The sequence below is a fragment of the Streptosporangium saharense genome (genome assembly GCF_014203715.1).
Lineage (GTDB): Bacteria > Actinomycetota > Actinomycetes > Streptosporangiales > Streptosporangiaceae > Streptosporangium > Streptosporangium saharense.
In genome coordinates this window covers 63303-86993 of sequence record NZ_JACHJP010000012.1, presented here as the reverse complement: position 1 = coordinate 86993, position 23691 = coordinate 63303, and the positions used below count along the sequence as shown (strand labels likewise).

General features: G+C 69.6%; 20 protein-coding genes and 1 tRNA gene. 17 read left to right on the top strand and 4 right to left on the bottom strand.

Annotation, left to right across the window (positions count from 1 at the left end):
• Positions 1-169: 169 nt before the first annotated feature.
• The 8 genes from FHS44_RS35530 (at position 170) to FHS44_RS35495 (ending at position 9896) form a co-directional block, all read left to right on the top strand.
• Positions 170-541 (top strand): hypothetical protein, encoded by a 372-nt coding sequence (locus FHS44_RS35530; protein WP_184723593.1) that lies wholly within the window; start codon positions 170-172, stop codon positions 539-541.
• The gene (locus tag FHS44_RS35525; protein ID WP_184723591.1) at positions 538-1662 is read left to right on the top strand and encodes a GNAT family N-acetyltransferase; all 1125 of its coding nucleotides are present in this window, start codon (positions 538-540) and stop codon (positions 1660-1662) included. Before FHS44_RS35530 ends, FHS44_RS35525 begins: the two co-directional genes overlap by 4 nt.
• Before the next feature lie 155 nt (positions 1663-1817).
• Positions 1818-2645 (top strand): glycosyltransferase family 2 protein, encoded by an 828-nt coding sequence (locus FHS44_RS35520; protein WP_184723588.1) that lies wholly within the window; start codon positions 1818-1820, stop codon positions 2643-2645.
• Positions 2646-2647: 2 nt separating this feature from the next.
• On the top strand, positions 2648-3589 hold the full coding sequence (locus tag FHS44_RS35515) for a glycosyltransferase family 2 protein (protein ID WP_184723585.1): 942 nt from the start codon (positions 2648-2650) through the stop codon (positions 3587-3589).
• A 5-nt stretch (positions 3590-3594) separates the two neighbouring features.
• Positions 3595-4389, top strand: a complete 795-nt coding sequence (locus FHS44_RS35510; RefSeq protein WP_312863947.1) for a polysaccharide deacetylase family protein — start codon at positions 3595-3597, stop codon at positions 4387-4389.
• A gap of 33 nt (positions 4390-4422) precedes the next feature.
• On the top strand, positions 4423-5763 hold the full coding sequence (locus tag FHS44_RS35505; protein WP_184723582.1) for a lipopolysaccharide biosynthesis protein: 1341 nt from the start codon (positions 4423-4425) through the stop codon (positions 5761-5763).
• 41 nt (positions 5764-5804) lie between these two features.
• Entirely contained in the window at positions 5805-8576 is a 2772-nt protein-coding gene (locus FHS44_RS35500; protein ID WP_184723579.1) for a hypothetical protein, read from the top strand.
• A gap of 114 nt (positions 8577-8690) precedes the next feature.
• Entirely contained in the window at positions 8691-9896 is a 1206-nt protein-coding gene (locus FHS44_RS35495) for a DUF418 domain-containing protein (RefSeq protein ID WP_312863946.1), read from the top strand.
• Here the strand turns inward: FHS44_RS35495 and FHS44_RS35490 are convergent.
• Positions 9871-11238: a GH39 family glycosyl hydrolase gene (locus FHS44_RS35490; RefSeq protein ID WP_312863945.1), complete on the bottom strand. Its 1368-nt coding sequence runs from the start codon at positions 11236-11238 to the stop codon at positions 9871-9873. The genes FHS44_RS35495 and FHS44_RS35490 overlap by 26 nt on opposite strands.
• A 378-nt stretch (positions 11239-11616) precedes the next feature.
• Here FHS44_RS35490 and FHS44_RS35485 point away from each other — a divergent pair, with 378 nt between their 5' ends.
• On the top strand, positions 11617-12708 hold the full coding sequence (locus FHS44_RS35485) for a GNAT family N-acetyltransferase (protein WP_184723573.1): 1092 nt from the start codon (positions 11617-11619) through the stop codon (positions 12706-12708).
• A gap of 25 nt (positions 12709-12733) precedes the next feature.
• Complete coding sequence (locus FHS44_RS35480) at positions 12734-13894, top strand: DegT/DnrJ/EryC1/StrS family aminotransferase (RefSeq protein WP_184723570.1); 1161 nt, start codon at positions 12734-12736, stop codon at positions 13892-13894.
• Here the strand turns inward: FHS44_RS35480 and pdxR are convergent.
• Complete coding sequence (gene pdxR, locus FHS44_RS35475) at positions 13818-15227, bottom strand: MocR-like pyridoxine biosynthesis transcription factor PdxR (RefSeq protein WP_246436577.1); 1410 nt, start codon at positions 15225-15227, stop codon at positions 13818-13820. The two genes, FHS44_RS35480 and pdxR, sit on opposite strands and share 77 nt — an antisense overlap.
• 68 nt (positions 15228-15295) lie before the next feature.
• Here pdxR and FHS44_RS35470 point away from each other — a divergent pair, with 68 nt between their 5' ends.
• From FHS44_RS35470 to FHS44_RS35440, 7 genes are all read left to right on the top strand, one after another.
• A complete protein-coding gene (locus FHS44_RS35470; RefSeq protein ID WP_184723567.1) occupies positions 15296-15940 on the top strand; it encodes a pyridoxamine 5'-phosphate oxidase family protein in 645 nt (214 codons plus the stop codon).
• Between the two features lie 137 nt (positions 15941-16077).
• Complete coding sequence (locus tag FHS44_RS35465) at positions 16078-17760, top strand: serine/threonine-protein kinase (protein ID WP_184723564.1); 1683 nt, start codon at positions 16078-16080, stop codon at positions 17758-17760.
• Between the two features lie 19 nt (positions 17761-17779).
• The gene (locus tag FHS44_RS35460) at positions 17780-19165 is read left to right on the top strand and encodes a protein kinase family protein (RefSeq protein WP_184723561.1); all 1386 of its coding nucleotides are present in this window, start codon (positions 17780-17782) and stop codon (positions 19163-19165) included.
• A 54-nt stretch (positions 19166-19219) separates the two neighbouring features.
• Positions 19220-20443 (top strand): DUF2510 domain-containing protein, encoded by a 1224-nt coding sequence (locus tag FHS44_RS35455; RefSeq protein ID WP_184723558.1) that lies wholly within the window; start codon positions 19220-19222, stop codon positions 20441-20443.
• 22 nt (positions 20444-20465) lie between these two features.
• Complete coding sequence (gene orn, locus FHS44_RS35450) at positions 20466-21068, top strand: oligoribonuclease (RefSeq protein ID WP_184723555.1); 603 nt, start codon at positions 20466-20468, stop codon at positions 21066-21068.
• A 75-nt stretch (positions 21069-21143) separates the two neighbouring features.
• Positions 21144-21219: transfer RNA gene (locus FHS44_RS35445), tRNA-His, on the top strand.
• A gap of 158 nt (positions 21220-21377) precedes the next feature.
• Positions 21378-21617 (top strand): helix-turn-helix domain-containing protein, encoded by a 240-nt coding sequence (locus tag FHS44_RS35440; protein ID WP_184723552.1) that lies wholly within the window; start codon positions 21378-21380, stop codon positions 21615-21617.
• Between the two features lies 1 nt (position 21618).
• Here the strand turns inward: FHS44_RS35440 and lat are convergent, their stop codons facing one another.
• Together lat and FHS44_RS35430 are read right to left on the bottom strand one after the other, a co-directional pair.
• Positions 21619-22920, bottom strand: a complete 1302-nt coding sequence (gene lat / locus FHS44_RS35435) for an L-lysine 6-transaminase (RefSeq protein WP_184723549.1) — start codon at positions 22918-22920, stop codon at positions 21619-21621.
• Positions 22921-23035: 115 nt separating this feature from the next.
• Entirely contained in the window at positions 23036-23602 is a 567-nt protein-coding gene (locus FHS44_RS35430; protein ID WP_184723545.1) for an HdeD family acid-resistance protein, read from the bottom strand.
• Positions 23603-23691 lie beyond the last annotated feature (89 nt).

Below are 23691 nucleotides of genomic sequence, written 5' to 3'. Positions count from 1 at the left end.
TGACCGGATATCGTATGATCACTTGACTCCACCCGGGATAACGCCAGCGCATCGCTTTGCGATCCGGTAAACCATGGACTGAGGTCAAACGTCGGCATTGACGTCTGTCCGAAGTGATTGATCCCATGAATGGGTGATCGATCATGCCACTACGACCGGGAGTCAGGAGATGTCCACCAAACGCAGGGTGCTCGGATGGGCACTGACTCTCGCCTGCGTGGCGGGGGCCGTCATCGCGCTGGCCGGGATCGACACTCCTCTCCGAATTGTCCTGACCCCCCTGTTCCTCTTGGTCACTCCGGGTGCCGCGGTGGTCGGACTGTTGCGTGATCGTGACCCTCTTGCGGCACTATCAGTGGGTGCGGCGGCAAGCCTGGTCGTAAACGTTCTCCTTGCCGTCGCCATGCTGTCCTTTGACAAGTGGTCGCCTCGCGCCGGGGTGGCGACGATCGCGGTGCTCGGTGGGTTCATATACGTGTTACGCGTGCTGTACCGGGGGAGCGCAGGCTTGCAGACCGAACAGGGGGCAAGGTCAAGGTGAACATCGTCGTCGTTCGCCCCGGTGACCTCGGGGAGTCCGAGATATCCCGATGGCGGGAGTTGCAGGGGGCGGATCCATCCCTCGACAACCCCTTCCTCTCCGTGGAGTTCGCCCTGGCTATGGGCCGTCTCCGCGACTACGTCCGGGTCGCCGTCATCCAGGACGGCGGCAAGACTGTCGGGTTCTTCCCCTACGAGCGCCACAACTTCGGCATCGGCAAGCCTCTGGGGGGCTTCCTCACCACCTGCCACGGTCTGGTCTCGGTTCCCGGACTGAGCCTGGACGCCAAGCAACTGCTGCGCGCCTGCAAGCTCTCCGTCTTCGACTTCGACCACCTCGTCGCCGGTCAGCCGACCTTCGCCGAGCACCAGTCGGACGTACGGCCCGCGCCGGTCATGGACCTCAGCTCGGGTTTCGACTCCTATATCGAGCAGGTCAGGCAGAACTCCCCGAAGAACTACAAGACCGTCCGCTACAAGGAGCGCAAACTCGGCCGTGAGCAGGGCGAGATCCGCTTCGAGTGGGACTCCACGGACCCGGCGACCCTGCGCACGCTGCTGAACTGGAAGTCGGACCAGTACCGCCGCACCGGGCGGGTGGACCGCTTCGCCCAGCCGTGGATCGTCCGGCTGCTCGACGAGATGCACGCGGTGCGCTCGGAGACCTTCGCGGGCGTGCTGACCATGGTCTACGCCGGGGACACCCCCGTGGCGGGCCACTTCGGCCTGCGTACGGCGCACACCCTGGTCGGCTGGTTTCCCGCCTACGACACCGAGTACGCCCGGTACTCCCCGGGCATCATGCACCACCTCCACATGGCCGAGCACGCCGCGAACTCGGGGCTGAGCCAGGTGGACATGGGCAAGGGCGGCCGCGAGTACAAGGCCTGGCTGAAGAGCGGCGACCTCTACGTCGCCGAGGGCCGTGTCTCCCGCCCCTCCCCCGCGGCGGCGGTCCACTGGATGGGCCGCACGCCGGTCAACAAGGCCCGCACCATCGTTCTCGATCGACCTCACCTGTATCGGCTTGCCGACCGCGTGCTGAAAGGTTTCGGCCGGATGCGCACAGCGCAGAACCAATCGGCCTCCACGGTCGTCAAGGAACCATGGGGAGTCGGCTAGGCCCGGTCTCCCCGGTAACACAGAACACACCCGCCAGGACCCTCCCATGCATCCCTCACCGCATTCGCCATTCCCGCCGACCCCTCAGGCTGTGTCTGGCTCCGGGTCCTCTCGACAGTCGTCATGACGACCGCCGAACCGGAAGGACATGTTTCATGAGTCCCGACATCGTCAAGCACAACACCAAGCCACCCCTGCGAGCGATGCCACCGATTGAGCGGTTCACTCCCATCACCCCTCACATGGCCATCTCTCCCACGGTCAGCGTCGTGGTCCCCGCGATGAACGAGGCGGAGAACCTTCCGCACGTCTTCGCGACCCTGCCCCAGTGGATCGACGAGATCGTCCTCGTCGACGGAAACTCCGTCGACGACACCGTGGCCGTCGCCAAGCGGCTGCGGCCCAACGTCCGGATCGTCACCCAGACCGGCAAGGGCAAGGGCAACGCCCTGGCCGCGGGGTTCGCCGCCTGCACCGGCGACATCATCGTGATGATCGACGCCGACGGCTCGACCGACGGCCGGGAGATCATCCAGTTCGTCGGCGCGCTGGTCACCGGGGCCGACTTCGTCAAGGGGTCGCGTTACGCCTCCGGCGGGGGCAGCGACGACCTGACCTTCAACCGCAAGCTCGGCAACAAGGTGCTCACCGGCCTGGTCAACCGGATCTACGGCACCAGCTACAGCGACCTGTGCTACGGCTACAACGCCTTCTGGGCGCGTCACCTGGACGTGCTCAACCTGGACTGCGACGGCTTCGAGGTCGAGACCCTGATGAACATCAGGGCCGCCAAGGCCGGGCTCAAGGTGCACGAGGTGCCCAGCCACGAGCGCAACCGGATCCACGGCGAGAGCAACCTGCACGCGGTCAGGGACGGCCTGCGGGTGCTCCGGACCATCATCAGGGAGTGGCGGAGCAACCCCGTCGCCGCCGCCCCCGAGCCCGCGGCCGCCACTCCCGCCGCGGACCAGGGCGCCGCGTAGCCATGAGGACCAGTGTCGTCATCTGCGTCTACACCGAGGAACGCTGGGAGGACATCCGGGCCGCCGTCGCGTCGGTCGAGAACCAGCGGCGCGAGCCGTACGAGATCATTCTGGTGGTCGACTACAACGCGGACCTGCTGCTGAGGCTCAAGCAGGAGTATCCCGGCGTGATCGTGGTGGAGAACACGCAGGAGAAGGGGCTGTCCGGGGGCAAGAACACCGGCGCGGCGACCGCCTCCGGCGACATCGTTGCCTATCTCGACGACGACGCGGTCGCGGAGGCGGGGTGGCTGGAAGCACTGGAGGAGGGCTTCCAGGACCCGGCCGTCGTCGGCGTCGGCGGGCTGACCAGGCCGTTGTGGGCCACGGGACGCCGTCCGGGCTGGTTCCCCCGCGAGTTCGACTGGACCGTCGGCTGCTCCTACGAGGGCATGCCGACCCGGCGGGCGCCGATCCGCAATGTGATGGGCGGTAACGCGGCCTTCCGCAGGGAGCTCGTCGGGCAGGTCGGCGGGTTCCACACCGGCATCGGCCGCAGCGTGCAGGGGCGCAAGCCCAGGCCTCTCGGCTGCGAGGAGACCGAGTTCTGCATCCGGCTCTCCCAGCGGATCCCCGGCGCGGTGATGCTGTTCGAGCCCGCCGCGGTGATCGGCCACAAGGTGCCCGCGGTGCGTGCCCGGTTCGCCTACTTCCGGGCCAGGTGTTACGCCGAGGGCCTGTCGAAGGCGCTGGTCACACACAGCGTCGGCGCCGGGGACGGGCTGGCCAGCGAGCGGGCGCACGCGCTGAAGGCGCTGCCGCTCGGCGCGCTGCGCGGCCTGGGAGACGTGCTGCGTGGTGATTTGTCAGGGTTCGGGAGGGCCGGGGCGATCGTGGTCGGACTCGCCTGGACGACCTGGGGGTACGCCGTCGGCTCGCTCAGGCTGAAGGTGGCGAAACCGTGATCCGCGTGCCGATTCTGATGTACCACTCCATCTCCGAACGGCCGAACCCCGAGACGAAGCCACTGGCCGTGCATCCTTCGGCCTTCGCCGAGCAGCTCTCCTATCTGAAGGAGCGCGGCTTCACCCCGCTGACCGTGGCCGACCTGGTCGCCTCGGTGCACAGGAACAACGGGCGCTCCCTGCCCGAGCGGCCGGTCGTGGTGACCTTCGACGACGGCTACGCCGACTTCCACAGCCAGGCGCTGCCGGTGCTCGAACGCCTCGGCTTCCCCGCGACGGTCTTCCTGACCAGCGGGTGGGTCAGGGACGCGGGCAAGGACGCGGCGGGCAGGCCGCTCGACACGATGCTGACCTGGAGCCAGGCCCGCGAGGCCGCCTCGTGCGGCATCGAGATCGGCGGCCACAGCCACAGCCACCCCCAGCTCGACCAGTTGCCCGACGACCTGCTCCGCCAGGAGCTGCGCCGCAACAAGGCCCTGCTCGAAGACAAGATCGGGGCCCCGGTCGCGACCATGGCCTACCCGTACGGCTATTCGAGCGGACGGGTCAGGCGCGAGGTCAGGCGCGCCGGTTACTGGGCCGCCTGCGCGGTGAGCAACGCCATCGCCGCCGACAGACACGACGTGCTCGCGCTGCCACGCCTGACCGTGGCCGAGGGCACCTCGATGGGGATGTTCAGCCGGGCCGTCGAGGGCAGCCAGGTCCCGCTGATCTACATGAGGCAACGCGTCCTGACGAAGGGCTACGCCGTCGTCAGGAGAACCCGCTACGGCCTGCGCCGGGTGCGCGGTCTGGCGTAGGCACACGTCCTCGGACGTGGGGGGAGGCATCACATGAGCGCGACGACGGACGAGCCGGAAGGCCGGTTCGCCGGGTTGCGGCAGCGGGTGACGCGCGATCTGCGCAACCCGCTCTTCCGCAACGGCTACGCGCTCATGGCCAACACCGCGATCACCGCCGTGCTCGGCATGGGCTACTGGTGGCTCGCCGCCCAGATGTACGGCCCCGCCGACTTCGGCAGGGGTCAGGCGCTGATCACGGCCATGCGGCTGTTCGCCTCGCTGACCGCGCTGGGGTTCGTCGGGGCGCTGGCGCGGTTCATCCCGGTGGCCGGACCGCGCACGCCCGCGCTCATCGTCAGGGCCTACGCGGTCGCCGGGGCCACCGGCGTGGTCGCCGCGCTCGGCTTCCTGGTCACGCTGCCGTGGTGGGGGCCGACCTACGCCTCGCTCGGCGGCATCGGCCCCGGGCTGTTCTTCCTGGCCTCGACGCTGGTCTGGTCGGTGTTCACGCTGGAGGACGTGACGCTGGCCGGGCTGCGCAGGGCCACGTGGGTGCCGGTGAACAGCCTGTGCTACGGCCTGGTCAAGATGGCCATGCTGGTCGGCCTGGCGTTCGCGCTGCCCCGCGACGGCATCTTCGTCTCGTGGATCATCCCGGCCGCGATGGCCCTGATCCCGATCAACCTCCTGCTGTTCAAGAAGGTCATCCCCCGGCATGTCAGGAAGACGGAGAGTACGGCCAGGCCGTTCTCCTTCGGCGAGGTCGGCCGCTTCCTCGCGGGGGACTACCCGGGCACGCTGTCGATCCTGGCGAGCGTCTACCTGATCCCGGTCCTGATCGCCGCGAGGGTGGACGAGGTCACCTTCGGCTACTTCTCCATGGCCCACACGCTGGGCTCGCTGATCGAGCTGCTGGCGATGAACATGGCCACCTCGCTGACCGTCGAGGGGTCCTTCGACCGGGAGCGGCTCGCGTCGAACTCCCGCAGGGCGCTGCGCCGGGCATTCATGATCATTATTCCGATCGTGATCGTGACGATTCTCGCGGCGCCGCTGATCCTGCGTGTCTTCGGTCCCGGGTTCGCCGACCGGGGGACGCTGCTGCTCCAGCTGATGTCCCTGGCGGTGCTGCCGAGGGTGCTGATCGAGATCTATCTGAGCGGGCTGCGGGCCGTGGGACAGGCCCGCAGGCTCGCGCTCGTCCAGATCTGCCTGGCCGTACTCGTGCTCACCAGCACCCTGGTGCTGTTCCCCACGACCGGGATCGAGGCGGTGGGATACGCGCTGCTGCTGAGTGAGCTGCTGATCGCCGCGTTGATCTTTCCCGGTCTTCGCAGAATGCTCAAGGGCGGAGAAAGATCGCAGACGGCCGTCACGGCCGGGTCCCTGTAGCCCCCATGATGTTAGACGTGAGGCAACGCTCAGGTGATGACGTGAAGACGGAGGCCGCAGAGGCGGGGGAACGTCCCCCCGTCTCCGAGGAGACGCCCGCCGGATCCGAGGACGGGCCCGCCTCCGAAGACCAGAAGGACGCCGAGGTCCTTGAGGACGCCACGGAAACCGAGGCGCCCGAAGAAACCGAGGCGCCCGAGGAGGCCGAAGAGTCCGAGGAGCGGGGAGATCCGGAGGAGCCGGATATATCCGGCGACGACGACCCCTCGGCGACCGCCGTCTTCCGCATCCCCGTCCTCACGCCCAAGCCCGAGGGCACTCCAGACATGCCGGATATATCCGGTGATGACGAGGAACCAGACGCCTCGATCGTGGACACCTCCGTCCTCGGCTCCTCGGTCACGGACTCCTCGGTCGTGGACTCCTCGGTCGTGGACCTGCCCGGCGTCACCGACACCGAGCCCCTGACCAAGCCCGAACCGGAGCCCGAACCGGACGAGGGCGACGACAGCGAGGCGGAGACCACCGCCGAGGTACGGCTGCCCGCCCGGCGCCTGGCCGAGTCCCCCGTGACCGGCCAGGAGACCGAACAGGAGGCCGGGCGGCAGGCCGTACAGGACGTCACGCAGGATGTCAGGGTGCCCGCGCCCGTCCCCAGGCCGCACGTCCCGTGGACGGAGCGGCTGGCGCGCTCGGCGACGGCGTGGCTTCCGCCGCTGCTGACCATCGAGGGCCTGATCATGTACGTGCTGGCCCTGCGCGTCGCGCCGGGTCCGCTGCGGGGTGTCGACCTGACGCACATCGACGGTCTCGGGCTGATCTCCGCGCTGCCCGTCACCTCGTTCGTCGCGATCCTGCTGATGATCACGGCGTTCTTCGTCACGATCGCGCAGAACACCGACCGCAAGTTCCTGCTGCTCTTCCAGCTCGCGGTGATCACCTTCGCGCTGCACGGCGCCGCCGCCCTCATCGAGGACACCCCGCGCTTCCACACGGCCTACGTCCACGCGGGCTTCGTGGAGTTCATCAACCGCACCGGGACCTCCTCGCCGATCCTCGACGCCCGTTTCGCCTGGCCGGGGTTCTTCGCGCTGGTGGCGTTCGTCACGAAGGCGGCCGGGGTCACGGACCTGACGCTGATCCTGCGCTGGACGCCGCTGCTGTCCAACCTGCTCTACCTGCTGCCTTTCGTGCTGATCCTGCGCCAGGTGGTCGCGACGACCAGGGCGCGCTGGTTCGCGGCGCTGCTGTTCATCCTCGTGCAGTGGATCGGCCAGGACTACTTCTCGCCGCAGGGCTTCACCTACGCGATCTATCTGGCCTTCGTGGCGATCGTGCTCCGCTGGTTCGGCAGGGTCGAGGTCCGTGACAAGGCCATGCCGTCCAAGGGCCGCGTCCGGCGGCTGCTGGCCAGGCTGGACGGGCTGACCCCGGGTGAGCTGGCCCGCCCGACCGGCGTCTACGACCGCTCGATCATGCTCATCGTGCTGATCGTCCTGTTCGGGACCGCGACGGCCTCGCACCAGATCACGCCGTTCATGATGCTGGGCACGCTGACCGGCCTGATCCTGCTGCGGCGCTCCTCGCTCAGCTGGGCCCTGCCGTTCTTCCTCGGCCTGATCGTGCTGGCGTGGATCAGCTACCAGACGGTCACCTTCTGGAGCGGCCACATCGACGAGCTGTTCGGCGGGCTCGGCCGGATCCTGGAGAACCTCCAGCGCAACACCGGCGACCGGATCGAGGGCAGCGACAGCAGGCACGCGCTGGTGCTGATGGCCCGCCTGGGCATCTGCGCGGTCATCCTGCTGCTGGCCGCGATCGGTCTGCTGCGCCGTCTGTTCAGGGGCGTCGGGGACCGGGCCGCCCTGCTCCTGCTGTGCGTGCCGGTGCTCGCGCTCGCGCTGCAGAGCTACGGCGGCGAGATCGGCCTGCGGATCTACCTGTTCGCGCTGCCCGGCGCGTGCATCCTCGCCGCCTACGCCTTCTTCCCGAACCTTCCGGCCGGTACGGCGGAGGCCCCCGACGAGACGGTGCCGATCCGCAGGCGCGTCATCAGGCTCGACCCGCTGCTGACCCGCAGGATCTCGCTGCTGCTGGCCGCCGGGTGCGCGATGGCGCTGTCGCTGTCGTTCCTGGTCGCCCGCTACGGCAACGAGCAGTTCGAACGCGTCTCCAACGACGAGGTCCAGGCGATGCACTACGTCTACGGGCACGACAAGCCCAGCGGCAGGGTGCTGTTCCTGGTCCCGATCATCGGACCCGAGGTCACGCCGACCATCCCATGGGGCGAGCGCGACTTCGACAAGATCGAGTACCAGCAGGTGCTCGTGGACAAGAACCCGGAACAGCTGTCGTCCGTGATCGACAAGTTCCGTGTCTCCCCGCCCAACACCTACCTGGTCGCCAGCCGGGGCCAGGCCGCCTACCTACAGCTCAACCACGGCTTCCCCGCCGACTGGGCACAGCGCTTCCGGGCCGCCCTCGACGCCTCACCGGAGCTGAAACGTGTCTTCAACAGCAAGGACGCCGCCGTCTACACGCTGAAGACCTATCCGAAGAACGCCGAGATCCCACAGCCACGGCCCCTGACGGGCTTCGGTGACCGCGGTTCTCCCATGACCCCGATCGGACTCGGTGCGCTCGGCGTCACCTGGATCGCCTTGTTCGTCTACGAGTTGCAAAGGCTCCGTGATCCCGGTCGCGTGTCGAAGGCCAGACGGCGCATTCTGTTCGTCGCGGTTCCCGCGTTCCTGCTGGCGGTCGCGGTGATCGTCGAACGCTTCATCGTCATCGGGTTCAACCAGCTCCAATAGGCGTGAGCCTCCGGGGGTCCCCCCGGCATATCGACATCTATCTGCCGGGGACGCGTCACGGCGTGCGGCACGTTGGAGGACGGTTCGATGGTCATGGGAGAGCATCGTCACCTGGTGAGACCCGCCGTGGCCACGGCCCTCCAAGACCACAGGCTCGCCGCCGTGGACGCCCTGCGGGGGTTCGCGCTGTTCGGCATCGTGGTCGTCAACATCGCCTACCTGGCCTCTGGATACCGTATGGCGGGCCTGGCCGAGCCCGCCTTCTCGGCGCCGCTCGACTGGGAGGTGCGCTGGGTCGTCACGGTGTTCTTCGAGAACAAGTTCTACCTGCTGTTCTCGTTCCTGTTCGGCTACAGCTTCACCCTCCAGATCGACTCGGCCGCGGCCTCGGGAAGCGCCTTCGTGCCACGGTTCCTGCGCCGTCTGACCGGGCTGTTCCTGCTCGGCATTGCCCACGCCGTGCTGCTGTTCCCCGGCGACATCCTGGCCACCTACGCGGTGGTGGGGCTGGTGCTGCTGGCCGTACGGAGAATCACGCCGAGGACCGCGATGCTCTGCGCGGGGGCGCTGACCCTGGCGCTCGCCGCGGGGTTCGTCCTGATGGCCTGCCTCGCGCTGCGCGGCCTGGACGTCTCGGGCACCGTGGCCGGGGGCGCGGCGCAGGCGGCCAGGTCGGACGCGGCCCTGCAGAGCTCGGCGTCCATGATCATCTCAGACCACCTGCACAAGCTCGGCAGGATCGTGGTGCTGCGGGTGCTCTTCCAGGGGCCCGCGGTGCTGGCCGCCTGCCTGGTCGGGCTGGCCATCGGCAAGCGGCGACTGCTCGCCGACCCGGAGCGGCGCCCGGCCACGCTGCGGCGGATCCAGTGGGTCGGCTTCCCCGTCGGCCTCGCGGGGGCGGTCTTCTACGCGCACTCGACCTGGTCGGGCGGCACGAGCGCCTACCACATGCTCGGCCAGGCGGTTGACCTGGTCACCGCGCCGCTGCTGGCCGCGGCGTACGTGGCGACCCTGCTGCGGGTGCTTCCACACGCGCCGCGCCTGGCCGCCGCGCTGGTGCCGCCGGGGCGGATGGCGCTGACCAACTATCTGGGCCAGTCGCTGATCTGCTCGTTGATCTTCACCGGCTACGGGTTCGCCCTGGTCGACCGGCTCAGCCCGCTCACCGTCTCCTCGATCGCCGTGGCGATCTTCGCGCTGCAGGCGGCCGGCAGCCGGGTGTGGCTGCGCGGCCACCGGTACGGTCCCGTCGAGTGGCTGCTGCGCTGGTTCACCAACTGGCGCAGGCCCGCCGTCAGGCTCCGCGCGCGCTCCACCTGACCTCGTACGGTCCCAGGTCGAACTGTTTGCCGTCGATCGTCGTGGTCGCGGCGGCGTTGGTGGTGTTGACCATCACGAGCTGGCGTTCCTGGGCCAGCACCCGCACCGCGGGGTTGGCCGAGGTGAGCGGCACCAGCGGGACTCCCGCCGGGAACCACTTGGTGAAGCCGCTGAGCACGCCCGCCATCGGCAGCTCCTCCCCGGTGCCCGGACGCCACAGGCAGCCGGGGCAGTCCTCGCCCGGTTTGCGCTGGGGGTTCCAGTAGAGGGCGGTCGTCGCGCCACCGGTGGCGAACTCCATCATGGCGACCGTCTGGACGGCGGTTCTGCGCTCCTCCGTCCAGTCGGCGTTGTCCGGCGCGACGTACCACTCGGCCCACCAGACCGGCAGGTTGCCGCTCTTCTGCCTGAGCCAGGTGGTGACGGCGCTGAACTTGGCCAGGGCGCTGAAGTCGTCGGGGTAGGCCCCGGCGTCCCTGGTCATGGAGGCGCCGTCGACCACGATGAAGTCGGCGCCCTTCTTGTGCTTGAGCCAGTACTCGACGGCGTCCAGGTCGCGTTGGTCGACCACGCCCCAGGGGCCTTGGAGCTCGGAGCCCCGGCCCTCCTTGTCGCTGACGATCGGGATGTAGGGGCCGCCGACCTTGATGTTGCCGTTCACGCTCTTCAGGGCGGTGTAGACCTTGTTGTACAGCTCGGTGTAGGCCTCGGCGTCCCAGCGGTTGGTGGCCGCGTTCCAGAACCCCTTGAACTCGTTCCACACCATGAAGTACTCGACGGTCGGGTAACGCCTGGCCACCGTCGCCGCGAGTTCGGCGAAGTCGTCGAAGCTCTCGCGGTTCGGCGGGGCTTCGAGGGTGTTCCAGTCGGTGCGTCCCTCCTCGCCGCCCTTCATCCAGTCGGGGGCGCAGCACAGCGTGATGACGGGAAGGGCCTGGGAGCGGGCCATGAACTGCACCCGGCGGTCGAGGTTGCGGAAGTCGTACTTGCCGCGCACGGGCTCGGGGTTGTCGGCGCCCCAGCCCATGATGTGCTGGTTCTGCACCAGGGGCACCCGGGCCAGGAGGTGCGAGGCCGTCTCCCCGGCCTCCTCCCGCTCCGCGTCGCCGCTGAACTCGGTGTGGGTGACGCCCCAGCGCGGCCAGGTGCCGGTGTCCGGGGGCGCCTCGACGACGGGCGCGGGCTGCTGGGGCGGGATCGCGACGACCTGTCCCCTCGGCCTGCCCTGGCTCGCCGACATGCCGACGATGCCGATCAGGAGCGCGATGGCGAAGACCCCCGCTCCGGTCGCGATCAGCCAGTTCGGAATTCGCCGCTGGTGCCGTCCGTCAGTCGGTCTCACCGCTCGTCCTCGATCCTGGGCACGGTCCAATGAAGCGTTCCACAGCGACGACGGACGCGACCGCGAGAGAATGCGGCTCACAGCCAAGCGTTATCGGCCGCACCATCAGGCTATCCGCACGACTTGCAGAACACTTGAAACTTCTATCGCAGATCGCCAGCCGACCGGTAACCCACAGTGATCGCCAAGGGCGGTTCGTGGCTCCTTCTCCCCCGGGGAACGGAATGTCACATCCTGGGAAAAGTCTGGGAGAACCCCCCGTGACCCTAATCTTTTACCAGTACATTACGCACCGTGCCGCACGCTGGGAGTACGCATATCCTGTGCGCATTCATGCCCGAAGGCGCGTCGGGGAAGCCGCAACCCCAGTAGGAGCCCATGCACGTCTCTATCGTCCATCCTCGCGATCTGGCGAAGTCCGACATCGAGCGGTGGCGGGTCCTTCAGGAGGCGGATCCCGCCTTCGACAGCCCGTTCCTGTCCCCCGAGTTCACGATCATCGTCGGCGAGTTGCAGGAGCAGGTCCGGGTGGCGGTCCTGCAGGACGGTCAGGAGACGGTTGGTTTCCTGCCCTTCGAGCGGTACCCGATGGGCATCGGCAAGCCGGTGGCGGCCGGGCTCACCGACGCGCAGGGGCTGGTCCACGTCAAGGACCTCGAACTCGACCCACGGGAGCTCATCAGGGCCTGTGGCCTGGGGGTTTTCGAGTTCGATCACCTGGTCTCCGGGCAGCCGCTGCTGGTCGGGCGACACACCCGGCATCCGTCACCGATCATTGATCTACGCGACGGTTACGACTCCTACGTGGAGACGGTCAGGCAAAATTCTGGCAAGACCTATCGTTCGACGGCCTACAAGGCGCGCAAGCTCCAACGGGACGCTGGACCGCTCCAACACGACTACGCCACGACCGACCGGGCGGCGCTGCGGACGCTGCTCGGCTGGAAGACCGACCAGTACCGTCGCACCGGCAGGACCGACCGGTTCGCCCGGCCGTGGATCGTCGAGCTGGTCGAACGGCTGCTGGCCACCGACACCGAGCACTTCGGCGGCGTCTTCGACGTGCTGCGGGTGGACGGCCAGCCGGTCGCGGGCCACTTCGGTCTGCGAACCGCCACGACTCTCGCGGGGTGGTTCCCCGCCTACGACACCACCTATGCGAAATACTCTCCTGGTCTGATCCACCATCTCGCGATGGCGGAGAAGGCCGCCGCTGCGGGCATCGAGGTCATCGACCTCGGACGCGGCGAGAAGGAGTACAAGGAGAAGCTCAAGAACGGGGAGTACGAGGTGATGGAGGGTCGCGTCGCCAGGCCGAGCGCCGGGGCGAGCATCCACTGGGCACTGCGGGTCCCGGTCCGCAAGGCCAGGGGAACGGTCCTGGCCAGCCCGATCCTGCGGAGCACCGCCGACCGTGCGCTGAAGACCTTCGGCCGCCTACGCACCTCTTTGTCCTCATTGGCCTCGTGAGCGCCCGGTGACTCCCGAGGGCCTGATGGCCACGCGAACCGGGCGTCACTGTCTCGCCGTACCGTCCAACCGGCTCGGCCTCTATCTCGCACTGCGGCACTGGTGCATCCCCGGCCAGCGGCTGCTGATGTCACCGATCTCCGCCGACGAGATCCTCTTCCTCGTGCTGGCCGCCGGGCTGCGTCCCGTCATCGCGCCTCTCTCTCCGCTCGACGGCAACATCGACGCCGACGCCGTCGATCTCGACACCGTGGACGCGGTGCTGACCACCAACCTGTACGGCCTGCCCGACCGGGTTGCCGCGTTCGCCGGCAAGACGCTGGTCGAGGACGTCGCCCACGCCATGGAGACGACGGTCGGGGGCAGGCCGCTCGGCACGTTCGGGGTCGCCGGGGTCTTCAGCATGTCCAAGCACGCGGGAGCCGGTTCTGGCGGGGTGGTCGCTGTCGAGAGCGAGGCCGACCTGCACTCCCTTGAGGCCGCCCGTGACCTGCTGCTGCGGCCGTACCGTCCGGTCGCGGAGGCCGTGTCCGTGCTGACCTCGGTGGCCAGGCACACCGCGGTCAGGCTCGATCTGGTCAGGCCCGCGCTGTGGGTGATGCGCGCGCTCGGCATGGAGGAGGAGCGCGAGGGCCTGCGGATCGCCCCGCGCCCCGAGGAGCTGGCCGAGGCCATGAAGCGGGTGCCCGACCTGCCGCCGTTCGACTCCTGGGTCAGGGCCGACCTGCGCGACTACCGGACCAGGCGGGGGCCGCTCTCCCGGCGCTACCAGGTGAGACGGCTGCGCGCCCTGCCCGGGCGGCGGGCGCGGCGGATCGCCGGGGTGCGGGCGCTCGCCGAACTGCCCACGGTCGCCAAAGGTGTGCTCGACCATCTCGACCAGCCGCTGTTCCGGGTGCCGTTGCTGGTCGCCGACCGGGACGAGGCGATCGCGGCGCTGGAACGGCGCGGGGTGGCCACCGGCTATCTCTACGACCCGCCCTACGACGACTATCTGCCCGGTTTCGTGGAGCCCCCCGCGGATCCGGGGGTCGCGCGGTGGTGGGGGCGGCACGCGCTGCCCGTCGATCCGCTCCAGGCGCACCGCGCGCTGCCCGTGGTCAGAGAGCTCACTCCCGCGCCGCCTCCGCCCTCCCGGGCAGCAGGTCCCCGATCAGCTCCGCGATCACCGCTACCCCCTTCCTGACCTCGGACAACGAGGCCGAGCCGTACCCGATCACCAGGCCGTGTCTGGCGGCGACGCCGTGGTGGTGGCGGCTCATCGCGTCGAGCAGCACCCCGCGTTCGGCCGCCGCGGTGACCAGGGGGCCGACCGCGTGCTCGGGCAGCTCGACCATGACGTGCAGCCCCGCGGTGTCGCCCGTCACCAGCGTGCCGAGGGCGGCGACGACCTCGGCGCGGCGGCGGGCGTACTCAAGGCGCATCCGGCGCAGGTGCCGGTCGAGGTCACCGCGTTCGAGCAGCACGGCCATCGCCTGCTGGGCGGGTCCGCTGGTGCGGTCGGCCAGGTTGTCGCGGGTTCTGGCGACCGCCGCCAGCAGGGTGGGCGAGGCGACAAGCCAGCCGACGCCGACGTCGGGGGCCAGCGACTTCGACAGCGTGCCGAGCAGCGCGACCCGCTCCGGGCCCAGGCCGTACAGGGCGGGCAGCGGGGCGACGTCGTAGCGGAACTCGGCGTCGTAGTCGTCCTCGATCACGACCGCCCCGGTACGGCGGGCCCACGCGAGCAGGCGTTCCCTGCGCGGGACGGGCAGCCGTCCGCCGAGGGGGTACTGGTGGGCCGGGGTGGTGTAGAGCACGCGCAGGTCGTCGGGGAGGGCCTCGACGACGACGCCGTCCTCGTCCACCGGGCAGGGCACGACGTGGGCGCCCCGCGCGGCGAAGACGTTCCTGGCGACGCGGTAGCCGGGGTCCTCGACGCCCGCCCGGTCGCCGGGGCGCAGCAGGGTGGCCGCGACGAGGTCGAGGCCGTTGCCCGTACCCCTGGTGACCAGGACGTTCTCGGGACCGACCGCGATGGCCCTGGTCCTGCGCAGGTGATCGGCCAGCGCCCGGCGAAGTCGCGGCAGGCCGTACGGGTCGGGACTGTCCCCGGGAGGCAGGTCAGCGGCGGCGCGCCACGCCCTGCGCCAGGCCGCCTGGTCGTAGTCGCGCACCCACGGCTGGCCGGGCCGCAGGTCGATCACGGGTCCCGCGAAGGTCGCGCTCGTGGGCGCGGAGGCGGACGGCGGATCGGCCGGTACGGCGGGCTCGCGCGGTGCCAGGTCGGCCACGTAGGTGCCGGAGCCGTGACGGCCTTCGAGCCAGCCCTCCGCGTAGAGCTGCTGGTAGGCCTCGGTCACCACGGTCCTGCTGACCGAGAGCTGGCGGGCCAGGGCGCGGGAGGAGGGCAGCCGCTCCCCGGACTTGAGGGTGCCGTCGCGCATCGCGGCGCGCAGCAGGTCACCGAGCTGGGTCATGAGCGCGGCGGGAGCCTGGCGGTCAACCGACAGGGGCAGGTCGACGGGGATGCGCGGCAAAGTGGTCTCCCAGAGGCGGCATGAAGTGGACGTGGTTTCGATATCCACTTCTTCCTAGGGTAGGGGTCATGCTCTCCACGACCCCACGCACCAGGCTCACCCGTTCCAAGGAGCGGGGCCGTACCTCCCGCGAGGATCTCTACGCCGTGCTCGACGCCGGGCTCGTCTGCCACCTGGGCGTCGTGGTCGACGGGGCTCCCCGGGTGATCCCGACAGGCTACGGCCGGATCGGCGACACCCTCTACCTGCACGGTTCGACCGGCTCCCTCTCCCTGCGCGGTCCTGGCGAGGTCTGCGTGACGGTGACGCACGTGGACGGCGTGGTGCTGGCCAGGTCCGTCTTCCACCACTCGATGAACTACCGCTCCGCGATGGTCTACGGCCGTCCGCGTCTGGTGCGTGACGAGGAGGAGCGTCTTGCGGGGCTGCGCGCGATCACCGAGCAGCTCGCCCCCGGCCAGTGGGACGCCACGCGCCCGCCGACCAGGAAGGAGCTCGCCGCGACCGCCGTCGTCGCCATCTCCCTCGACGAGGCCTCAGTCAAGGTACGGCAGGGCCCGCCGAGCGACGACCCCGAGGACTACGCGACGCCGATCTGGGCCGGGGTGCTGCCGCTGCGCCTTTCGTGGGGCGCCCCGGAGACCGACCCCGCCATGACCTCCGAGGTCGAGGTGCCCGCCCACGTCTCCTCGCGGCCCGATCCCGGCCGGTAGCGGGGTTGTTTGTCACGATATGTCGGTTACTCAGCGTTTCGAGACTGATCTGTGATTCGTGAGAAAAATTTCGTAATCTACGGCTAAGCTACGGTTCGCCTGTTGTGGGTGGGGGCCCAAGCAACTGAGGAGACCGCATGTACGGCACGTCATCAGGCTGGCGAGTCCCCGGATACACCGAGATACGCGAGCTGGGAGCCGGTGCCGGCGGACGCGTGGTGATGGCGCGGCACGACGTCGACGGCGTGCCGGTGGCGATCAAGTACCTGTCCGACGAGCTCAGGAGTGACGTCGGGTTCGTCGCCCGTTTCCGGCACGAGGCCCGGGTCCTCAACACCCTGGACAGCCCGCACGCCGTACGGCTCTACGACTACGTGGAGACCGGCGAGGGCGCCGCCATCGTCATGGAGCTGGTCAACGGCGTCGCGCTGCGCGCGATCCTGCGCTCCGAGGGGCCGACCGGGCCGGAGGCCGCGCTGGTCGTGCTCAAGGGCGCCCTTCTCGGCCTGTCGACCGCGCACACGGCGGGCGTCGTGCACCGCGACTTCAAGCCGGAAAACGTGATGGTCGAGGCGGACGGGGCGAGCAAGCTCGTCGACTTCGGCATCGCGATCCGCTCCGGCGACGGGGACACCCCCGCGGGCACGCCTCCCTACATGGCCCCCGAGCAGTGGACGGGTTCCCCCGCCGGTCCCTCGACCGACGTCTACGCCGCGACCGTCGTGTTCTTCGAGTGCCTGACGGGCACCCGGCCCTTCCGGGCGACGAACGTCGCCGCGCTGGCCAGGCAGCACCAGGTCACGCCGCCGCCGGTCGAGGAGGTGCCGCCCGCGCTGCAGGGCCTGGTCGACCGGGGTCTCGCCAAGCACCCCGCGGACCGGCCGCCGACCGCCGCCGCCTTCATCACCGAGCTTGAGGCCGTCGCCGCCGACGCCTACGGAACCGACTGGCAGGAGAAGGGGCGCCGCCGCCTGGCCGGACTCGCCGCGCTCCTGCCCGCCCTGTTCCCCGTCGAGGCCCCCAAGACCGGCACCGGATCCTCCGTCGCCGAGACGAACCTCAGGAGTGGGGGCGCGCGCCGCAGGACCTCCTCCCTGAGCAAGATGGGCGTCAAGGTCCTGGTCGGCCTCGGATGCGTCGCGGTGGTCGGCGGGGTGACCGCCGTGCTGGTCAACTCCGCGAGCAGCACCGCGATCGCGCCGCAGAGCCTGATCTACTCGGCGTCCCCCGACACCCCCGAGTCGCTGCTGCCGGAGAACCAGCCGGACGACCCCACGCCCGAGCCGTCGGAGAAGCCCGCGCAGACCACCTCCGCCCCCACGCCGACGCCGACCCCCGCGACGACGACCGCCGCCTCTCCCCCGCCGGTCTACCCGACCAGGACGGCCGCCCCGTCGAAGACCCCGAAGCCGAAGCCGTCGGCGACCCCCACGAAGAAGCCGACCAAGGCCCCGACGCCGAAGCCCACGCCGACGGTGACCGACACGGAGGAGCCGACCTCCCCCATCGACTCGGACGTCCCGACCAAGGCCCCGTCGAAGACGCCGACCCCGACGCCGACGCCCACCCCGACCAGGACGACCGCCCCGCCAACGCCGACCACCAGGCCCACCAGGACCCCGACACCCACTCCGACCCCCACGCCGACGGAGACCTCGACCGACGGAGGAGGGACGGCGCCGACTCTCAGCGCGTCGCCGACGCCTCCCGAGACGATCCCGGAGACGGTGCTGGCGTTCGGCCTGGTGACGGGCGGCACCCTTCCCATCACACTGGCGATGGGACGAAGGATGGCCGGTCGCCACCGGAGGCGGCGCTAGGAGAACGGCGGAACGGGCAATGGACATCGAACGGGGGACCGTCGCCGGTTTCCTGCTGACCGGCGAGAGCCGTACCGGTGAACCGGGGACCTGGTCGTCCGCGACCGCGCCGGGCGGGCGGCGGGCGGGGGCGCTCAGGCTCGACCCGCGCTTCGCCGCCGATCCGGCCGCGCGGGAACGGCTGGTCGCGGCCGTGCTCGCCGAACGCGAGCTGATCCAGGCGGGCCTGACCGGGCTGGTCCCGGTCACCGACCTGGTCTCGGCCGGGCGGGAGATCTGGCTGCTCACCACGGAGCCGGTCAGTCCCACCCTGACCGACCTGCTCACCGCGCCCTCCGGGCTTCCCGGTTCCGGTCCCGGCGCGGGTGAGGCGGCCGTCGTGCTGCTGGAGACCGCGCGGACCCTGCTGGCCCTGCACGCCTCCGGCCTCGCGCACGGGGCGCTGCGCCCGGACACCGTGGTGATCGCCGCCGACGGGTCGGCGCTGCTCGCCGAGCGGGGACTGGCCGACGCGCTGCACGGGCGCTCCGCCGACCGCGGCCGTGACGCGGCGGCCTGGGCGGCGCTCGCCCGTGGCCTGGCCGCCAACTGGGCCGCCGCCGATCCCGGCGCCGCCGCCCTGTTCGAGCGGGCCGCGGCCACCGCCGTCACCGAGGGGCTCGGCCGGGCCCGTGACGTGCTGCTTGCCGGGCAGGACACGCTGCCCGCCGGCTCCCTGACCAGGAACGGTCTCGCCCAGGCCGTACGGCGGAGCCCCGCCGTGGGGGTCGCGCCCGTGGGCGTCCCCCCGGTGGCCGTCCCCGACGAGGGCGAGGTCGTCACGCTGCTGCGGGCCGACATGCCGACCTCCGGTCAGGAGGACGTCGTCATGCGCTTCGGTCCCGGCGTGCCTCCGGAGACCACGGCGGCGCAGATCTGGCGGGCGGGCCGCGACCAGCAGCGCACCGAGCTGCCCTCCGACAGGCTGCGTACGCTCGGGACCGCCGCCAGACGCAGGCGCCGCCGTACGGCACTGGCGACCGTGGTTCTCGCGCTGATGGTCGTCGGCGCCCTGGCGGTCTGGCTGCTACGCGGTTCGGCGACCCCGCTCGCGATCAGCGGCGTCGAGGTGAGCGCGCCGAAGAAGCAACAGACGTGCGACGCGACGGTCAGGGTCACGGGCATTTTCGCCACGAACGGCTCCGGCGGGGAGATCCGCTACGAGTGGCGGCGCAGTGACCGCAAGACCCCGATCCAGCAGACCGACACCGTCTCCTCGGGGACGACCTCGCACGAGGTGACCCTGGAGTGGACGATCAAGGGCGAGGGAAGCTTCCGTGGTACGGCGACACTGCGGCTGCTCTCCCCGCTGCCGGAGGGGAAGAAGGTCCAGGACAAGGCGACTTTCACCTACAAGTGCCCCTGAGAGTTCCAAGGCACCGCAATGCACTGCTAACCGGTTCTTACTACTCTGACGGCCATGACCACGCAGACCCCTGCCGGCTGGTACCCCGATCCCTACGGCTCACCGTTGTTGCGGTGGTGGGACGGCAACCAGTGGACCGACGCCACACACCCCAGGGACACCGCCCCCCAGGGCCAGGCCGTACCCCTCCCCCAGCCGACGGGGCAGACCGGCCCGTTCCCCCAGCCCGCCGCCCCGCCCCCTGTCCCGCCTCCCTCTTCGTCCGCTGATCCTTCCGGTCCTTCCGTGCCTGTCAGACCCGCCGGGTCGCAGACCGGGCCCTTCGCGCCACCCACGGGGCCGCAGCCGGGGCCGCCCGCGGGTGAGGCGGGACAGGCCGCGCAGTGGAACGGGGCGCAGGGCCAGGGACCGCAGGGACAGACGCCCTGGTGGGGCGGTGGGAGTCCGGGTGGCAACACGATGCAGCTGCCCGCCGCGGGTTACGGCCTGCCGTCGGGGGCTCCGCCACGTAAGAACAGCCCGTGGCCCTGGATCCTCGGGGGCGGCGGAGTCGTGATCCTGGTGGTCGTCGTCGTGGTCGCGGCCATGTTCCTGATGAACCCCTCGGGCAGGCCGACCGCCGACGACTCGACCGTGCCGCCCGTCATCCCCACGCAGGAGCCCACCACCTCCCCGAGCGCTCCCGAGTTCACCGAGCCGCCGCAGGAGACCCCGCAACCGGGCAGGAGCGAACTCCCCCGGCCGCAGAACGGCCGCATCGAGGACCCGGTAAGCGGGATGTCCTACGCCTACCCCGGCTCCTCCTGGCAGCTCCCCGCGAACCTGGGCAGCGACCCGCTCGGCTTCACCTGGACCAGCGGGACCCTGGCCGTCGCGCAGGAGGACTACGACGGCAAGGGCAACAGGTGGCTCGGCAACATCCTGACCGGTGAGCTTCCCGACAAGTACGGCTACGACGGGGTCCCCAGCATGCGCGGGATCGCCGCGACGCTGCTGCACGCGACCGAGTCGGCCTACTACAGCCCCGAGCACGAGCGGAAGATCGTCAAGGACGAGGCGATCAAGGTGAGCGGCAAGGACGGCTGGCTGTTCATGTTCGACCTCGACTTCTCCAAGCAGTCCGAGGCCAACGGCTGGAAGTGGAAGAAGGAGCGGGCCGCGTTCGTGATCGTGGACCGGGGCGAGGGCAGGAAGCCGGCGCTGATGTACATCTCCATCCCCGACAATTTGGACACTTCGCTCGCCGACAGGGTCATCAAGTCGCTCAAGGTCTCCTGAGGGGAGTACTACCCTGAAGGCTATGAGTGACCTGCTGGTCTGGATCGACTGTGAGATGACCGGGCTCGACCTCGGCCGAGACGCGCTGATCGAGGTGGCCTGCGTGGTCACGGACGGTGAGCTGAACCAGCTCGACGAGGGCGTTGACGTGGTCATCAAGCCTCCGCCCGAGGCACTGGAGCAGATGTCACAGGTCGTCCGTGAGATGCACACCGCCTCGGCTCTGCTGGAGACGCTGAGCACGGGCGTCACGCTGGCCGAGGCGGAGGCCCTGGTCCTCGACTACATCAAGGGGCACATCCCCGAGCCGAAGCGGGCTCCGCTGTGCGGCAACTCCATCGCCACCGACCGTTCGTTCATCGCCCGTGACATGCCGACCGTCGACGCGTTCCTGCACTACCGGATGATCGACGTGTCCTCGGTCAAGGAGCTCGCCCGGCGGTGGTACCCCCGCGTCTACTTCGCCGCGCCGGAGAAGCAGGGCGGCCACCGCGCGCTCGCCGACATCACCGAGAGCATCCGCGAGCTGCGCTACTACCGCGCGGCGGTCTTCGTGGCCCAGCCCGGCCCCGACTCCGCGACGGCCCGTGAGCTCGCGGAGACGATCTCGGCCACCGCGACCTGAGCGGCACGCGGAAACCATAGGCGAAACGACTCCCAAAGACCGCTACACTTTTCATGTACCGCTGCGGCGGACATGGTGGGCGTAGCTCAGGTGGCAGAGCGCCAGGTTGTGGTCCTGGATGTCGAGGGTTCAAGTCCCTTCGCTCACCCCATGGGAACGGCCGGTCCTCACGGACCGGCCGTTCTGCGTTTTTCCTCACTCCCGACTTGTCCACCAAAGACGGATGTCGCGGGTTATGCTCGCTGCTATCGCTACGCCGTTAGACGGGGGGTTTCGGCGACCTGAACGTGTTGCTGCAACGGAGGCCGTATGAGAGTCGACGACGCACCGTTCGACGCCGAACCCACAGTCACGGCGAGCTTGAGCAGGCGTGAGACCGAGGTCATGGAGCTGATCGCCACCGGTCGCTCCAACTCCCAGATCGCCCAGCACCTGTTCCTCAGCGAGAAGACGGTGAAGAACCACGTCAACCGGATCTACGCCAAACTGGGCGCCGACTCCCGGATGACGGCCATAGGTCTGTGGCGCAGCCGTACCGGCGAGAAGTAGTTCACGCGGAGAGCTTCAGGCCCTGTGAGGCTTCCAGGGCTCTGGTGATGGCGGTCGTCCCTTCGAGGAGTTCCTCCGCGGCCACCGAGAGGGCGGGGCGCAGCCGTACCGACTGGTCACCGCAGGGCAGGACGAGCACGCCCTCCTCGCGCCTGAGCCGGGCGACCAGGCGGTCGCGGGTTGTCGTGTCCGGCAGGTCGAAGGCGCACATGAGGCCGCGTCCCCTGGCGTGACGGACCAGACCGGGGAAGCGGGCCTGGATCTTCTGAAGGGCGGTGAGCAGGTCCTGGCCCAGTTCGCCCGCCCGGGTGATCAGGCCGTCGCGCTCGATGATCTCCAGCATCCTGCGGGAGCGGACCATGTCGACCAGGCCGCCGCCCCAGGTGGAGTTGATCCTGCCGCTGACGCGGAAGACGTTGTCGGGCACCTGGTCCACCCTGCGGCCCGCCATGATCCCGCCGACCTGGACCTTCTTGGCGAAGGCCACGATGTCGGGGCGCAGGCCGAGCTGCTGGTGCGCCCAGGGGGTTCCGGTGATCCCGGCGCCGGTCTGCACCTCGTCCACGACGAACAGCGCGTCGTACTCGTGGCACATGCGCTCCATGGCCTGCAGGAACTCGGGGCGCATGTGGTTGTCGCCTCCCTCGCCCTGGATGGGTTCGGCGATGAAGCAGGCGATGTCGTGCGGGTAGCGCTCGAAGGCGGCCCGCGCCTGGGCCAGCGCCCGCGCCTCGGCCGCCTCGACGTTCCCGAAGTGGATCGCGGGCACCTCGATCCTGGGCCAGTCGAACATCGGGAAGCGGTCGGTCTTGACCGGGTCGGTGTTGGTGAGCGAGAGGGTGTAGCCGCTGCGGCCGTGGAAGGCACGGGTGAGGTGGAGCACCCTGGTGCCGAGGCTCCTGGGGCGGCCCGCGGCCTCGTTGCGGCGGCTCTTCCAGTCGAAGGCGCACTTCAGGGCGTTCTCCACGGCCAGGGCGCCGCCCTCGACGAAGAACAGGTGCGGCAGCTCGGGGTCGCCGAGCACGCGGGTGAACGTCTCGACGAAGTCGGCGAGGTGGCCGGTGTACAGGTCGGAGTTGGCGGGCTTGTTGGCGGCGATCCTGCCGAGCAGGGCCAGGAACTCGGGGTCGTCGTCGAAGGGGTTCAGGCCCAGTGGCGCCGAGGCGAAGAAGGTGTAGAAGTCCAGGTAGCTGCGGTCCGTCCGGGCGTCCACGAGCCGGGACCCCCTGCTCCTGTCGAGGTCCAGGACCAGCCGGTATCCGTCCACGAGCAGGTGTCGAGCGAGGCGGTCGTGCACGTCCATGTCCCCTCCACAGGTCTCTCCCCCACGGCGATTCGAAGGGATTATTCCCCGTAAATGACGCTTCTATATGGAGACATTACGCGCAGAAGCTGATTTTTCTGGAGATTGTCCAGAATCACACGACGCGAGGGGTGCCGGAAGGCCCCTGCCGCCGGGAGCCGAGCCCCTTGACCCGGAACGACAGCACCACCAGGGCGATGCCGTACACGATGGCCATGATGCCGATGAGCCAGATGAGGGCCAGCGCGCCCGGGGCGGGTCGCAGGAACAGCAGGACGCCGAACAGCACCGAGAGCGCGCCGCTGATGATGAACATCCACTCGTTGGCCCCGGTCTTGCGCAGTTTGATCCCCGCCACGATCTCCAGGATGCCGGTGACGACGGCCCAGGCCGCGATGAAGAGCAGCAGGACCAGGGCCGTGATGCCCGGCCAGACGAAGACCGCGATGCCCGCCAGGATGCTGACGATGCCGTAGAAGATCATCCAGCTCCGGGAGCCGAAGCCCGCTCCCCTGCCCGCGCCGAACAGGGCGAAGACGCCGTCCACGATGGCGTAGGCGCCGAAGACGATGACCAGGGCGAGGACCGTGATGGCGGGCCAGACCAGCGCGAGCACGCCGAACAGGATCGCGCAGACGCCGCGGACCAGATACACCCACCAGGTACGTGCCAGCTCTTCCATGTGACCTCCCCGTTCCTTGGGGATTCCTATCCGGCAAGAGGACAACACGAGACCATTGATCGGTTAAATCGGGTTATCGTGCGATCAAG